This window comes from Naumannella cuiyingiana, from assembly GCF_013408305.1.
Lineage (GTDB): Bacteria > Actinomycetota > Actinomycetes > Propionibacteriales > Propionibacteriaceae > Naumannella > Naumannella cuiyingiana.
Genome location: NZ_JACBZS010000001.1, coordinates 3461347 through 3476417, shown reverse-complemented (window position 1 = coordinate 3476417; position 15071 = coordinate 3461347). Strand labels below are relative to the sequence as shown.

The window sequence follows — 15071 nt, the reverse complement described above, 5'->3', positions numbered from 1 at the left end:
TCGTGACTGACCCGGCACCGAGGTCTGCCCCGGCGGCCGGGAGGCCCGGCCGCCGGCGGCGGCGGAGTCTGGGTGACTTCTCGGCGTACTGGTTCCTGGCGCCGGGGCTGATCGTCTATGCGATCTTCGTGCTCTGGCCGATCGCCCAGACGGCGTGGCTCAGCCTGTTCGACTGGAACGGGCTGACGGCCGGGCGCTGGGCGGGCCCCGACAACTACCTGCGCGCGTTCGGTGACCGGCGGATCACCGGGGCCCTGGGCCATTCGTTCGCGTTCATCGGCTTCTACGCGCTGTTGCCGACGGCCATCGGGCTGGTCCTCACCGGACTCCTTTCGCGGGTGCGGGTGTATGGGCTGACCTTCTTCCGCGCCGTGCTCTTCCTTCCGCAGATCCTCGCCACCGTGGTGATCGCGGTCGCATGGCGCTGGATCTACGACATCGACGGGCCGCTCAATGCCGGCCTGCGGGCGATCGGCCTGGGCGGACTCACCCGGGCCTGGCTGGGCGACTTCGACCTCGCGCTGCCCTCGGTCGGCATGATCGGCGCCTGGATGACCTACGGATTGTGCATGGTCTTGTTCCTGGCGGGTGCGCAGAAGATTCCTCGGGAACTCTACGAGTCGGCGCGGCTCGACGGCGCCGGTGCGGTCCGCGAATTCCTGACCGTCACCCTGCCCGCCCTGCGCGGGGAGATCCAGGTCGCGCTCGTGCTCACCGTCACCTTCGCCCTGCGCAATTTCGACATCGTCTGGAACACCACCGCCGGCGGTCCGGGATCGTCCACGGCGGTTCCGTCGGTGTACATCTACCAGGGCGCGTTCCTCACCCGCGAGGTCGGCTATGCCGCGGCGATCAGCGTGCTGCTGACCATCCTGATCCTGGCCGTCACCGGGATCGTGCTGTGGACGCTGAGGGAGCGACGATCATGAAGGAACGTCCCGCCGCAGTCGGCATCACCCATGCCTTGTTGATCCTCGCCTCGATCGTCGCGCTGTACCCGTTCTTCTCGATCCTGGCGCTCGCCGTCAGCGAGCCCGGCCGCCGGCCGACCGGCATGTCGCTGCCCAGCAGCTTCACCCTCGACAACTTCGCGCGGGCATGGACCGGTGGCCACTTCGATCAGGCGCTGGTGTCCTCGGCCATCGTCTCGGCGGTGGTCGTCTGCGGCACGGTCGTGCTGTCGGCGCTCGCGGCGTACCCGTTGGCGATGATGCGGGTGCCGTTCGGGCGGCTGATCATGGGCCTGTTGTTGCTGGGTCTGGTGATGCCGGTCGAGGCGATGATCGTGCCTCTTTACTACCAACTGCGCGGCCTGGGGCTGACCAACAGCTATCTCGCCCTGATCCTCCCGCAACTCGGTCTGCAACTCGCCTTCGGCACCTTCTGGATGCGCACGGCGTTCGCCGACATCCCACCCAGCCTCTCCGAGTCCGCCGCCCTGGACGGTGCGAGCCGCCTGCAGGGACTGCGCCACGTTCTGCTTCCCGTGGTCAGTCCCGCCGTCGGGACGCTCGCCACGTTGATCTTCTTGTTCAGTTGGAACGAGTTCCTCCTGGCGCTGGTCATGGTGCCGACGAACCAGGCGGTGCAGACCGCGCCGCTGGCCCTGTCGTTCTTCGCCGGCAACATCCGGACCGGCGATCCGGGCGTCACCGCCGCCGCCGCCGTTCTCGTCGCCCTGCCCGTGCTCGTGGTCTACGTGTTCCTGCAGCGCCGATTCATCTCGGGCATGCTGTCGGGTGCAGTGAAGGAGTGACCACGGAGAGGGCCCTGATGCGTACCCGACCGAACATCTTGTTGATCATGAGCGACGATCATGCCGCTCGCGCGATCGGGGCGTACGGATCGGTGGTGAATGCCACTCCCCGGATCGACGAGATCGCTCGCCGGGGTGCCCGGTTGGACTCCTGCTTCTGCACCAACGCCATCTGCGCCCCGAGCCGGGCGAGCATCCTGACCGGCACCTACAGCCACGTGAACGGGGTGCTGACGCTCGCGATACCGATGGACGCGTCGCAGCCGACCTTCGTCTCCCGGCTGAAGGAGGACGGATATCGCACCGGGCTCGTCGGCAAGTGGCATCTGGGGCACGGCGAGGCGCATGACCCACAGGGCTTCGACTACTGGGACGTCTTGCTCGGCCAGGGGGAGTACGTCGACCCGCGGTTCCGCACCGCGGCGGGCGAACGCACCGAGACCGGATATGTGACCGACGTGATCACCGATCTCGGCATCGGGTGGCTCGACAGCCAGGCTCCCGACGAACCGTGGTGCCTGCTCGTTCATCACAAGGCGCCGCACAGTCCCTGGGAGCCGGACGCGAAGCACGCCGGGATGTATGCCGACCCGATTCCGCTGCCGGACACCTTCGATGACGACTACGACACCAGGAGCGTTGCCGCCCACCATGCGACGATGCGGGTCGCCGACTACCTGCGCCGCGACGATCTCAAGATCGATCCGCCGGAGGGGCTGAGCTATTCCGATCTGGCGGCGTGGAAGTACCAGCGGTTCATGGAGGACTACCTGGCGGTGATCGCATCCGTCGACGACAACGTAGGCCGGCTGATCGACTGGCTCGACGACCGCGACCAGTTCGACGACACGATCGTGATCTACACCTCCGACCAGGGCTACTTCATCGGCGAGCACGGCTGGTTCGACAAGCGATTCATGTACGAGGAGTCGCTGCGGATGCCGTTCCTGATCAGCTACCCCAGGGCGATCGCGGCGGGCACCGAATCGGGCGAGATGGTCGCCAATGTCGACTTCGCCCGGACCCTGCTGGAGGCGGCCGGGGTCCAGCCGGATCCGCGGATGCAGGGGAGAAGCTTCTGGCGCGATCTCGCGCCAGGTACGCCGGAGCCGGCCCGCGACGGCCTGTACTACCGGTACTGGGAGAACGACTCCTCCGACCATCACGTCCTGGCGCACTATGGCCTGCGCACGGAACGCTACAAGATCATCTACTTCTACAACGACGGCCTGGGGGTCCCGGGCTCCGGCCCCTACACCTACCCGCCCGAATGGGAGCTCTACGACCTGGCGAACGACCCGGACGAGCTGCACAACGTGTACCACGACCCCGCCTACGGCGAGATCCGCGAGCAGTTGAAGCGCGAGCTGTGGCAGGCCCAGGCCGCGGTCGGCGACGAACCTCACCCGCGGCAACCAGCGCCGGGACCGTTGACGGTCGACTAGAGTCGAGCGCGGCCGAGTCAGGGACGGGAGAGCAATGTCGACCACGCCGCACATCGCCGACAACCACGACACGATCCGGGTACGGGGTGCCCGGGAGAACAATCTGCGCGACATCAGCGTCGAACTGCCCAAGCGGCGGCTCACGGTGTTCACCGGGGTATCCGGGTCGGGCAAGAGCTCACTGGTCTTCGCGACCATCGCCGCCGAGTCGCAGCGGATGATCAACGAGACCTACAGCGCGTTCGTCCAGGGCTTCATGCCACGGATGGACCGGCCCGATGTGGACCTGCTGGAGGGCCTGACCACCGCGATCATCGTCGATCAGGAGCGGCTGGGCGCCAATCCTCGGTCGACCGTCGGCACGGTGACGGACACCGGCACCATGTTGCGGATCCTGTTCAGCCGGCTGGGCGAGCCACACATCGGCTCGCCCCAGGCGTACTCGTTCAATGTCGCGTCGATCAGCGGCGCCGGCGCGGTCACGCCGGAGCGCGGGGGAGAGCAGGTCAAGGAGCGCCGGGACTTCTCGATCACCGGCGGGATGTGCCCGCGCTGCGAGGGCACCGGCCGGGTCAGCGACTTCGACCTCACCGCGCTGTACGACGAGGAGCTCTCGCTCAACGATGGCGCGCTGAAGATCCCGGGCTACAGCATGGACGGCTGGTACGGCCGGATCTTCCGCGGCGCGGGCTTCTTCGATCCCGACAAGCCGATCAAGAAGTTCACCAAGAAGCAGCTCAACGATCTGTTGCACAAGCCGCCGACCAAGATCAAGGTCGAGGGCATCAACGTCACCTACGAAGGCCTGATCCCGCGGATCCAGAAGTCGATGCTGAGCAAGGATCGCGAGGCGATGCAGCCGCACATCCGAGCGTTCGTGGACCGGGCCATCGCCTTCGACGTCTGCCCGGAGTGCGCCGGCACCCGACTGAACGAGGGGGCGCGTTCGTCCAAGATCGACGGCGTCAGCATCGCCGACGCGAACGCGATGCAGATCAGCGATCTCGCCGAGTGGGTACGCCGGATCGACGACCCATCGGTGGCGCCGCTGCTGAAGGCCCTGCGCGACAGCCTGGACTCGTTCGTGGAGATCGGGCTGGGCTACCTGAGCCTGGATCGTTCGTCCGGTTCGCTGTCGGGCGGCGAGGCGCAGCGGACGAAGATGATCAAGCACCTCGGTTCCTCGCTGACCGACATCACCTATGTCTTCGACGAGCCGACCATCGGGCTTCACCCGCACGACATCCGGCGGATGAACGACCTGCTGATCCGCCTGCGGGACAAGGGAAACACCGTGCTCGTGGTGGAGCACAAGCCGGAGGCGATCGCCGTCGCCGATCACGTCGTCGACCTCGGCCCGGGTGCCGGATCGGGCGGCGGCACGATCTGCTTCGAGGGAACGGTCGAGGACCTGCGGGCCAGCGACACCCTGACCGGACGGCACCTGGACGACCGGGCGCGGGTGAAGGACGAGGTGCGCGAGTCGACCGGTGCGCTGGAGATCCGCGGCGCGACGACCCACAACCTGCAAGACGTCGACGTCGACGTACCGCGCGGTGTGCTGTGCGTGATCACCGGGGTCGCCGGATCCGGCAAGAGCTCCCTGATCCACGGATCGCTGGGCAACCGCGACGGCGTGATCGCGATCGACCAGGGCGCGATCAAGGGCTCGCGGCGCAGCAACCCGGCCACCTACACCGGCCTGCTCGACCCGATCCGCAAGGCCTTCGCGAAGGCCAACGGCGTCAAGCCCGCCCTGTTCAGCGCCAACTCCGAGGGCGCCTGCCCGGTGTGCAAGGGCGCCGGCGTCGTCTACACCGAGCTGGGCTTCATGGAGACCGTGGCCACGACCTGCGAGGAATGCGGGGGCAAGCGCTTCCAGGCGGCGGTGCTGGACTACAAGCTGGGCGGCTCTGACATCAGCGAGGTGTTGGCGATGCCCGTCGCGGAGGCGGAGCGATTCTTCGCCGAGGGCGACGCGCGTACCCCTGCCGCACACAAGATCCTGGAACGGTTGGCGGCCGTCGGGCTGGGCTATCTCAGCCTCGGGCAGCCGCTCACCACGCTGTCCGGCGGCGAGCGCCAGCGACTGAAGCTCGCGACGCAGATGGGGGAGAAGGGCGGGGACGTGCTGATCCTCGACGAGCCGACGACGGGCCTGCACCTGGCCGATGTCGAGCAACTGCTGGAGCTGCTGGACGGCCTGGTGGACTCGGGCAAGTCGGTGATCGTGATCGAGCACCACCAGGCGGTGATGGCGCACGCGGACTGGATCATCGACATCGGCCCGGGCGCGGGCCACGACGGCGGCCGCGTGGTGTTCGAGGGTACGCCGGCGCAGCTCGTCGCCGACGGCTCGACGCTCACCGGCCAGCACCTGGCCGAGTATGTCGCGGATGGAGCAGTCGCCGGCAAGGGGTAGCCAGAGCGTCGATGTCGGCGCATTGTGGAGTCATCCGAGGAAAGGATGAGTCATGGCTGACTCCAACCGCGTCGTCGTGTACCAGGGTCCCGGGAAGGTGGCGGTCGAGTCGATCGACTACCCGAAGCTGGAGATCCCCGAGGAGGTCGCGAGTCACTTCGGTATCGCACAGAAGGCCCCACACGCGGTCATTCTCAAGCTGGTCACCACCAACATCTGCGGCTCCGACCAACACATGGTGCGCGGGCGTACCACCGCGCCCGTGGGGCAGACGCTCGGGCACGAGATCACCGGTGAGGTCGTCGAGACCGGGGAGGACGTGCTCTTCGTCAAGAAGGGCGACATCGTCTCGACGCCGTTCAACATCGCCTGCGGTCGGTGTCGGCTGTGCAACGAGGGCAAGACCGGGATCTGCCTGAACGTCAATCCGGCAAGGCCCGGTGCCGCGTACGGCTACGTGGACATGGGCGGCTGGATCGGCGGGCAGGCGGACTATGTGATGGTGCCGTACGCCGACTTCAACCTGCTGAAGTTCCCCGACCGCGATCAGGCCCTGGAGAAGATCTTGGACCTGACGATGCTGTCCGACATCTTCCCGACCGGCTATCACGGCGCGATCACCGCCGGCACGACGACGGGCTCGACGGTCTATGTCGCCGGCGCCGGGCCCGTCGGGCTGGCCGCCGCGTACGCCGCGCAGTTGCTCGGCGCGTCGGTGGTGATGGTCGGTGACATGAATCCCGAGCGGCTGCGCCAGGCCGAATCGTTCGGCTGTGTCGGGATCGACCTGACCAGCGAAGGGGAGTTGGGCGACAAGGTGGCCGACATCGTCGGCGAGCCGGTCGTGGACGCGGCCGTGGACGCGGTCGGATTCGAGGCGCGCGGCCACGGCGAGGGCGCCGCGGAGGCGCCCGCGACTGTGCTCAACGACGCGATGACCATCGCGCGGGCGGGCGCAGGGATCGGCATTCCCGGCCTCTACGTCACCGGCGACCCCGGTGCCGTCGACGACGCCGCCAAGGAAGGAACGCTCGGCGTGCGGTTGGGCCTCGGCTGGTCCAAGTCGAACTACTTCGTGACCGGCCAGTGCCCGGTGAAGCAGTACAACCGGAAGCTGATGAACATGATCTTGAGCGACAAGGCCGACATCGGGAAGGCGGTGAACGCGACCGTGATCACGCTGGACGAGGCCCCGGAAGGCTATGCCAGCTTCGATCAGGGCGTCGCGCGCAAGTATGTGATCGATCCGCACGGCATGGTCGCCTGACACACCCGCTGCGTGGACTCTGCCCGCCGAAGGGCACTCAATCGGGCCGACGAGGTCGGTGCCGCCGGGCCAGCAAGATCAGCCCACCAGCGAGCACCACCGCGATGAGCCCCACAATCATGGCTGCCCACACCCAAAGCAGTGACCATATCCCGACTGACATCGCTTTCACCTCACAGGCGCTTCCGTAGCTTGATCGTCGCTGGCGCCCACGCTGCCGACCAGTTCGGTACGACGCAACCGCATGGTCAGCCTCTTACCGAACCCTTATCACCGCGACCACGATGCTGGTCCGATAAGCCACATTATGACATTACGATAGTGTGCGTAGTGCATCAGATGAATCATCTGGCTCGCTGCATGCCACTACCCCGGCGTCAGCGGCCACTAAGGTCCTAACCTGCGCAAACAGCTGCTCTCGAATGACGGAGCAGGACTGCGATAGCCCAGACGCTGGCGAGTGAGACTGCCGGCGCCTTGGTAACGACACGCCGATGACCTGCGTTGAGCGCACGAAATCGAGCAATCGGTGAACTCGTGCTCGAGTGCCCACCCTCGCTCGTCGCCGACACACTCGGCTACAGCCACCAGGTCGCCTTCCTCCACGCCAACAAAGCCGCCGAGCCGTGGGCTCGCTACGCCGGACGACGCATTGCTTCCCCGTGACGTCGCGTCGATGGACGGGGCTCCCGGTCATGATGCTGCGTGACATTGGCGGGCCTGTCACAGCAGCGCGTTGAGCGCCTTGAACAGTGATTCGAAACGGTCGAGCGCGTCCGCGGCGTGCGTGCCCAGCACGTCCGGATGCTCGATGAGGTAGCGCGACGGGCCGAAGTGCCCGTACTCGTCCACGGCGCCCGGCAGTGTCCGGAAGTGGTCCTCGACCTCGACCGTGACACGTCCTGGCGCGTCGGCCGGTGCCTTCTTCGGAAGCGTCTGCTTCACGGTGAGGCCGTAGGTCGCCTTGACCAGTTGGAGGTAGCCGTCGCGGCCGATGATGTCCTCCACGTCGGCCTCGCCGGGGCCTCCTTCAGCGAACATGTCGGCGCTGAAGACGTGCCCGTCCCGCAGAAGGTCCGACTCGCGTAGGTCGCGGACCTTTTTCTTGTCGCCGGCACCGTGGTCGGTCAGAACCGCGACGTGCAGCTTGCTGCCGCCGAAGAGCGCCAGGAAGCTTGGGACCTTGGTGATGCCGCCGCACGGGGTGACCGTCCAGCGCGAGTCGAGCGGGGTTCGGCCCTGCTGGCGCAGCTGATCGCAGGCCCATTGGATGTACAGCAGGTCCGAGGGCCCCTCCACGAGAAGGCAGTGCTCCCCGACGAACAGCGTCTGCGTCAGGTCGTAGCCCAGGGCCGCCTGCAGCGGGAACAGGGTGTCCCCGTCCGTGGACAGGACCTGGTCGCCGACCTTGGTCCCGAGGACCTCCTCGTTCGGCCCGGTAGCGTCCTCGACGGTGCGGCAGCTGAGCAGGTTGGCGGCGTCGACCATGAACGGCGAGTGGGTGGTGTAGACGACCTGGTACCTGGGCAGGAGCTCCTCGCGGATGTATCGCAGCAGGTCCTCCTGCGCGCGTGCGTGCAGGGTCAGGCCGGGCTCGTCCAGCAGCACCACGAGGTTGTCGCCGTGCTGCTTCTGCACCTCAGAGAACCACACCAGGAAGGAGAAGAACCAGATAAATCCGGTGCTGCGCTCGTCGAGCCGGATCGTCGCCTCGTGCCGGGTGTTCTCGATGCGGGTCTGGAAAACCTTGCCGCTGTTGAACGGCGCTGGGTCACCAGGGCTGGCCTGGTCGAACCGGAACCGGACCTTCAGGTGCCGGTTCTGCGACCAGTACTTGAAGATCTTTTTCGACAGGCGCGTCTGCACGCCCTCGAGCTTGCTGATGAGCTCCTCGGAGGTCGCGATCTGGTTGATCGCCTCCGGCGTCGAGCCGACCATCGACAGCAGCGCGAGGAATACCTGCGATCCCGTCAGCTGCTCAAGCGTGCCGTTCGCCTTCGCGGCGAGCAGCTGGTCCAGCGACACCCTGCCCGGCAGTCGATCGTATTGGTCGTAGTAGACGAACTTCGGCAGCCGATCTTCGAGATAGCCACGAACGGTGGACTGGACGCCGCCCTTCGGCCAGCGTTCGGTGAGCTCTTTGAGCAAGGCCTCCTGCTGCGGCGACGGCTCCCCGACATTCTTGAGCGTGGCCAGCAGCTCGGCCGTGTCGCCTGCTTCCGACAGCTCCTGCTTCTCCTGCTCGGACAGTCCGGAGTTCTCGACGGCGTGGCTGACCGCCTCCGCCAGGTCCACTGGGACGGTCCAGGTGAGCTTGTTGTCGTAGTTCTTCGCAACGACGACCTTGCGGGAGGTGACCGCCTCAGCGGAGCCGGCCATGGCCATGACCTCGGCATACTCGTCGTCGTCGAGCTCCCACTCCGTCGTCAACGCCACGTCGACGTCTTCGGACTCCTCATATTCGGACCAGTTCATCCGCGGATAGCTCGTCTCGGACAAGTCAGCCCGCTCGGGCCGGACCGAGTTCAGCTTCTCCAGCGCCTCCAGCAGCGCGGTCTTACCGCTCTCGTTCTTGCCGACCAGGCAGGTGAGGTCATCGAACGTGAACCATTCGGAGTCCAGGACGGACTTGAAGTTGGTGATGCGTGCCCGGGTCAGACGCATGGATGCTCCTTCGGGAAGGCTGCTCTCGTGCTGTAAGCCTCGCACGGAGCGGTGACAGTCCGACGACGAAGCGTGGACTGACCCTATGCCGCTGCAACCACGCTTCCCGGGCACCAGGAATGGGGTGTCGTCATGGCACGCGATTGCGGCGGTCGGCGCACTCACATCGCCCCGCCAGAGCCCGCGCGGACGTCAGCACGCCGCGTGGCCCAATGCGCGCTCCGGCCGCGGCCGGGACGCTACATCGCTCTTTACGTCCTGTTCTCGGGCCGGCCGCCTCTGGTCGACGGCGTCGCCGGATCTCCTTCCACTCACGAAGCATCACCTCCGACCACGGCCATCACAGCCGAGCCTGACTCAACGGGTTCTTGGCCCCGTCCGTACGCAGTGACCGTGACTCATCTCCCGTCGGCAGCCTTGTGGCCGTACCTTCCGCCGGATCACGCAAGCTCACAACGAATGACCTTTCGATTAGCTGTTCGCAGACGTCTCTACCGGTTGAAGAACATGGATCCGTGTGGTCGAGGCGTCGTTGCGACCCATCGAGGTCAGGAAGTCGCGAGTGGTCTCCTCGGCGTCTGCGAGTTCGGCGCGCTGGGTGACGCCGACACCGTCCACGTGAAGTTCCCAACCGAGCCGCCAGGGCACGGGGCTAACCCAGTAGCCCCTGCGCCAGGTCTTGCCGCCCTCGCCATGCACGTCCGGGCAGTCAGCCGCGCAACAACCACACATCGGGCCTCAGCCGAGGTCGATGTCGGCTTCGTTCCCGCATACGCAATCTTGACACGTCCGGAACTTGATACGCAGGCTGTCCAGTAACGACCGCCGGGCCGGTTCCGGCTACCGCTCCAGGACCGCGCTCATGCGTTCGAGCGTCTGCCTCATCCCCCGCTCGTTGGTCCGCCGTCGTGCCCGCCCGAACAACAGCCAGTACGCACGGACGGCCACCGTCGGCTCCAGCCGGAAGTACTCGGTGACGACGGAGCCGTCGTCGCCGTCGGGTTCGATCCGGTAGCCCCAGTTGTTCACGGTGACCCGCTCGGTGCCGACCGAAAACTCGAAGACCCGCAATGGTTCGCACCTGATCACGGTGCACGGCGTCCAGTAGGTCGGCCCGATCCCGTTGCGGCGCACGTGCCCACTGAAGGTCGCGCCGACCGCCGGGCCGGTCGAGCCGCGAGTCCAGCGCGCCTCGAACGTCTCCGGGGAGAACTCGCCGATCCGTGTCACGTCACTGACCAGCGCCCACACGCGATCCGGCGTGGCGGACATCCGCATCGCCACCTCGCCGCCGAGCCACGTTCGATCTTCCCGGGCCTGCCACCTCATCGCCACCTCATTGCTGGCAGGCTACCCGGCACGCGGGCACGGGCGTACCCTCGGCTCGTGGCCCGCACCCGCCTCGCCGTGATCATCGACGCCAACGACCCCGCGCTGCTCGCAAGGTTCTGGGCCGCCCTGCTCCGACGCGACCTGATCAGCGACGCCGCCCGGCTGACTCTGCCGGCCCGTGACGACCGCGAGCTGGCCATCCGGTTCGAACCCACCGCACGCGCCAAGCGCGTTCCCAACTGGGCCCACTTCGATCTGACCAGCACCTCGCTCGATGACCAGAAACAGACGGTGACCCGGGCGCTCGGGCTCGGCGCGACCTTGATCGACTTCGGACAGGGCCCCGACGCCGTGCACGATGTGCTGGCCGACCCCGAGGGCAACGAGTTCTGCGTAACCCCGCACTGGAACACCTTCCTCGCGCGGACCGACCGCATCGGCGCGCTCGCCTGCGACGGCACCCGCGCGGTCGGGGAGTTCTGGGCCGCCGCCCTCGGCTGGCCGCTGGTCTGGGACGAGGGCGAGGAAACGGCGATCCAGTCCCCTGCCGGCGGGACCAAGATCAGTTGGGGCGGCCCGCCGCTGATGGAGCGCGACGGGCGCAACCGTTGGCGCTACGAGTTGATCACCGAGACATCCGTACGCGACGAGGTCGATCAGCTGACCGCCCTCGGCGCCGCCCTGGTCTCCCCCACCGACGACCGGGCCGATTCGACCGCGATGAGTGACCCCGATGGCAACGAGTTCACGGTTGCCGCCCCGCGGTCGTGGACATCGGAGCGGCGACCCCGCCCGGTGTGACACTGGCGCCATGTCGCTGCCCCGGCGCACGCTCGTCGCGCTGCTGCCCGTCGCCACAGCTCTCGCCGCCGGGCTGGCCGGCTGCGGCGAGGCCAAACCGGCGCCGGAGGCCGAGGCGACCGCCTCGCGGCTCGGCACGGCACTCGCCGAGATCGACGGCGTCACCTCGTCCGAGGCGAGGGTGCACATCCCCCGCCGCTCTCCCCGCGCGCGGATCGTCGGCAATGTCACCGTTCGCCCCGATCTCGATCTCGCCGAACTGACACGGGTCGCCCGGGCCTTCCGCGCCGCGCTCGAGGCCCACCAGTTTCCGCCGTACATCACCGAGGGCCGGCTCACCACATCGCTCGACGGTCACGAGTTCAGCTGGGAGATGGACCTGGCTGCGCCGGGCGAGCTGGTCGGACCCACGGTCGAGACCGCCTACGAGGAGCTTGATCGCGGGGCCAGCTCCGTCCAACTCGATCGGTACGGCGTCCGCTCCTCCTGGGAACGGATGGACGATCGTGCCCTGCTGGCGCCGGTCGGCCGGGTCCGGGTCGGCCGCGGGCTCACCGCGAGCGATTCCGCAGGCACGTTCACCTGGGTCGATGTCGTCGTGTTCCCCGACCAGCGCATCTACCCGATCCCCTTCACCTCCCTTGCCACCCCGATGATCGGCATCATGCGCAGCATCAGGCTCGGCTTCCTCGACAACCGGGTGAGCTGGCAACTGTCTCCAAGGTCCGAACGGATCGGGGGCGCCGACGATCCCCTGCTGCGCAGCACGGCGGCCCGATTCCTGCGCGACCTGCTCGCCCGGCCGGTGGCGCCGGAGCAGGACGTCGAGTTCATGCCGCCCTGGGGCGTGAAGCTCCGGGTCGCCGACACGGTCACGATCACCGAATGGAACAACGATGCGACGCGTGCCCAATCGGAGGCGGTGGTGATCGGCCTGCTCGAGGAGCTGAACCGCTGAGCGGGCGTACCAACGCCGGCGGATCGGACTACAGGTCGGCGATCCGGCGGCGCAGGAGGCAGAACTCGTTGCCCTCCGGATCGGCCAGCACGTGCCACTCCTCCTCCCCGGTCTGACCGACATCGGCCGGCCGGGCGCCCAGCGTCAGCAGCCGTTCCAGCTCGGCCTCCTGATCACGGTCGACCGGGTTCACGTCGAAGTGCAGCCGCAGCGGGTTCCTCGCCTGCCCCGCGTCCGCGACCTTCGCCAGAATGATCGTCGGCGCCAACCCACCGAAGCCCGATTCCGGGCCGATCTCGATGTCCTCGCCGTCGCGGTCCAGCACCACATAGCCGAGGACCGCGCACCAGAAGTCCGCCAGTCGGGCGGGATCGTTGCAGTTCAACACCAGTTCGGAAAGCCGGCAGCTCATGGTCCGACCGTATGCCGCGCGGCACCGCGTGTCAGACTTCGGACATGATCGACAGCGAGCGGGTCGAAGTTCCCACCCCGGACGGACCGATGCCTGCCGAGTGGTTCGGGCCGACCGACGGATCCGTGCCCGTGATCGTGGTCTGCCAGGAGATCTTCGGCGTCACCGACTACATCCGGCGTCGCTGCCGCGATCTCGCCGACGCCGGGTACGCCGTCCTGGCCCCCCACTTCTACTGGCGCCTCTCCCCCACCGGCGACGCACCGGAGATCGCCGAGACCGACGAGAACGCCCTGCAGCAGGCGATGGGGCTGGCCCAGCAACTCGACTTCGCCGCGGCGACCGCGGACGGAGTGGCCGCCGTGGCGTACGCCCGCGAGCACGGGACCGCGGTCGGCCTGGTCGGCTTCTGCTTCGGCGGCGGGCTCGCCTTCGCCATTGCCGCGCAGGCGGAGCCGGACGCGCTGGTCAGCTACTACGGCTCGGGATTGCCCGGACTGCTGGAGCTGGCCCCCCGGGTCACCGCACCCAGCCTGCACCACTTCGGCGACGCAGACTCCTTCATCGATGCCGACGCCCAGGCCCGGGTACGCGACGCCGTCACCGCCAACACCGAGGCCGAGTGGATCACCCACCCCGGCGCCGACCACGCCTTCGACAACGACGTGGCCCCCTGGCACCACCCCGAGGCATCGGCCCGCGCGTGGCAGGCGACGCTGCGCTTTCTCGCCGACCGGTTGCCCGCACGCTGAGCCTCACCCTGCCTCGCGGGTCCGCCCGCGCCCACCCCGGGCCTGCGCTCGCCAGAGCGCGGCCGCGGCGAGCGTCGACGCCGCTGCCAGCCCGCAGGCCATGATCACGAAGCCGGCGACACCCGGGACGAAGGCCCCGAGGACGGTGGTACCCACCGCGACGCCGAGATTGGAGGCCGAGTTGTTCCAGGACACGACGCTGCCCCGCTGCCGGGGGAACCGGGTGGCAAGCTGCGCCTGGGTCGCCCCGAAGAGCGTCCCGCCGGCCGCGAACCAGACCACGAGTCCTGCCAGTGCCACCTGCACGTGGCTCGCGGTGAGGGCCACGCCCATCGCCACGGCCAGGACCGTCCCCGCCCCGACGCTGATCGAGGCGATCGACCAGCCCGACCGCCGCCAACGGTCCACCAGGGGGCCCGCCACGAACGAGCCCAGCAGGGCGCCGACCCCCGCCACGGCACCGACCAACCCCAGTTGGGTCACACCCAGCCCGAATCGCCGGCCGAACAGCAGCCCCACGAACGAGTACGCACCCATCCGGGAGGCCTGCGCCAGCGTCGTCATGACGATGATCAACACGAACTCCGGGCGCCGCCACAACGCCGCCGAGGCACGCAACGCCTGCGTCGCGGAGCGCTCCGCGGGCCTGGGGCGGTCAGGATCGCGCAGCCGGAACGCGAGCAGCAGCATGGTTGCGAGCATGCACGCCCCGAGCGCGGCGAAGGACCAGCGCCAGCTCGCCGCGCCGGCCACGAAGGTGCCGAGAGGCACGCCCAGGATCTGGCCGGAGGCAAACGCGGCGGTGCCGCGGCCGATCGCCCGGCCGACCTGGTGCGGTGCCGCCGTCTCGCCGAAGTACGCCCAGATCGCCGGGCCCGCCAGCGCCCCTCCGACGCCGGTGACACCGTGCGCGACGACGATGATCGGCAGGGACGGGCCCAGCGCGCAGACCAGGTCGGCGATTCCGAAGATCGTTCCCCCCAACAGGATCACCCGGCGCCGGGAACGGTTGTCGGCCAGCGCGCCAAGGACCGGGCTGACCAGGGCGTACCCCAACACGTAGGCGGTGATGATCATCGCCGCCGCGGACGGCGGCTCCCCGAGGTCTGTGCTGACATCGGCCAGCATCGGCGAAACGACGAACATCTGGGCACCGATCAGGAAGAACACCAGATACAACAGCCCGTGCTGACGCCAGGGCGTCTGCACGGGAACCGTCCTCGTCGTCTGCGTAGTGGTCGTCACACTCCCATGGTGACCCC

General features: G+C 68.0%; 12 protein-coding genes. 8 read left to right on the top strand and 4 right to left on the bottom strand.

What is annotated here, in order from left to right; all coding sequences use genetic code 11:
- The first annotated feature begins 2 nt into the window (after window positions 1-2).
- From GGQ54_RS16365 to fdhA, 5 genes are read left to right on the top strand one after another with little or no spacing between them, the layout of a single operon-like run.
- Complete coding sequence (locus tag GGQ54_RS16365) at window positions 3-929, top strand: carbohydrate ABC transporter permease (RefSeq protein WP_343046006.1); 927 nt, start codon at window positions 3-5, stop codon at window positions 927-929.
- Window positions 926-1756, top strand: a complete 831-nt coding sequence (locus GGQ54_RS16360; protein WP_179446311.1) for a carbohydrate ABC transporter permease — start codon at window positions 926-928, stop codon at window positions 1754-1756. The genes GGQ54_RS16365 and GGQ54_RS16360 overlap by 4 nt, the downstream gene beginning before the upstream one ends.
- Window positions 1753-3201: a sulfatase family protein gene (locus GGQ54_RS16355; protein ID WP_343046005.1), complete on the top strand. Its 1449-nt coding sequence runs from the start codon at window positions 1753-1755 to the stop codon at window positions 3199-3201. The genes GGQ54_RS16360 and GGQ54_RS16355 overlap by 4 nt, the downstream gene beginning before the upstream one ends.
- Window positions 3202-3235: 34 nt before the next feature.
- Window positions 3236-5623 (top strand): ATP-binding cassette domain-containing protein, encoded by a 2388-nt coding sequence (locus GGQ54_RS16350; protein ID WP_179446310.1) that lies wholly within the window; start codon window positions 3236-3238, stop codon window positions 5621-5623.
- 52 nt (window positions 5624-5675) lie between these two features.
- Window positions 5676-6890, top strand: coding sequence for a formaldehyde dehydrogenase, glutathione-independent (gene fdhA / locus GGQ54_RS16345; protein WP_179446309.1), 1215 nt, complete (start codon window positions 5676-5678; stop codon window positions 6888-6890).
- Between the two features lie 723 nt (window positions 6891-7613).
- Here the strand turns inward: fdhA and GGQ54_RS16340 are convergent.
- Entirely contained in the window at window positions 7614-9554 is a 1941-nt protein-coding gene (locus tag GGQ54_RS16340; protein ID WP_179446308.1) for an ATP-dependent nuclease, read from the bottom strand.
- 840 nt (window positions 9555-10394) lie between these two features.
- The gene (locus GGQ54_RS16335; RefSeq protein WP_179446307.1) at window positions 10395-10883 is read right to left on the bottom strand and encodes an SRPBCC family protein; all 489 of its coding nucleotides are present in this window, start codon (window positions 10881-10883) and stop codon (window positions 10395-10397) included.
- Window positions 10884-10940: 57 nt separating this feature from the next.
- Here GGQ54_RS16335 and GGQ54_RS16330 point away from each other — a divergent pair, with 57 nt between their 5' ends.
- Together GGQ54_RS16330 and GGQ54_RS16325 are read left to right on the top strand one after the other, a co-directional pair.
- Window positions 10941-11687 carry a VOC family protein gene (locus GGQ54_RS16330; protein WP_179446306.1) on the top strand — a complete coding sequence of 249 codons (747 nt, stop codon included), beginning with the start codon at window positions 10941-10943 and terminating at the stop codon, window positions 11685-11687.
- A gap of 10 nt (window positions 11688-11697) precedes the next feature.
- Entirely contained in the window at window positions 11698-12645 is a 948-nt protein-coding gene (locus tag GGQ54_RS16325; RefSeq protein WP_179446305.1) for a hypothetical protein, read from the top strand.
- Between the two features lie 28 nt (window positions 12646-12673).
- On the opposite strand, the gene GGQ54_RS16320 is transcribed toward GGQ54_RS16325, so the two are convergent.
- Window positions 12674-13057, bottom strand: a complete 384-nt coding sequence (locus GGQ54_RS16320; protein WP_179446304.1) for a VOC family protein — start codon at window positions 13055-13057, stop codon at window positions 12674-12676.
- A gap of 44 nt (window positions 13058-13101) precedes the next feature.
- Here GGQ54_RS16320 and GGQ54_RS16315 point away from each other — a divergent pair, with 44 nt between their 5' ends.
- Window positions 13102-13809: a dienelactone hydrolase family protein gene (locus tag GGQ54_RS16315; protein ID WP_179446303.1), complete on the top strand. Its 708-nt coding sequence runs from the start codon at window positions 13102-13104 to the stop codon at window positions 13807-13809.
- A gap of 3 nt (window positions 13810-13812) precedes the next feature.
- On the opposite strand, the gene GGQ54_RS16310 is transcribed toward GGQ54_RS16315, so the two are convergent.
- Window positions 13813-15054, bottom strand: a complete 1242-nt coding sequence (locus tag GGQ54_RS16310) for an MFS transporter (RefSeq protein WP_179446302.1) — start codon at window positions 15052-15054, stop codon at window positions 13813-13815.
- Window positions 15055-15071: the final 17 nt, after the last annotated feature.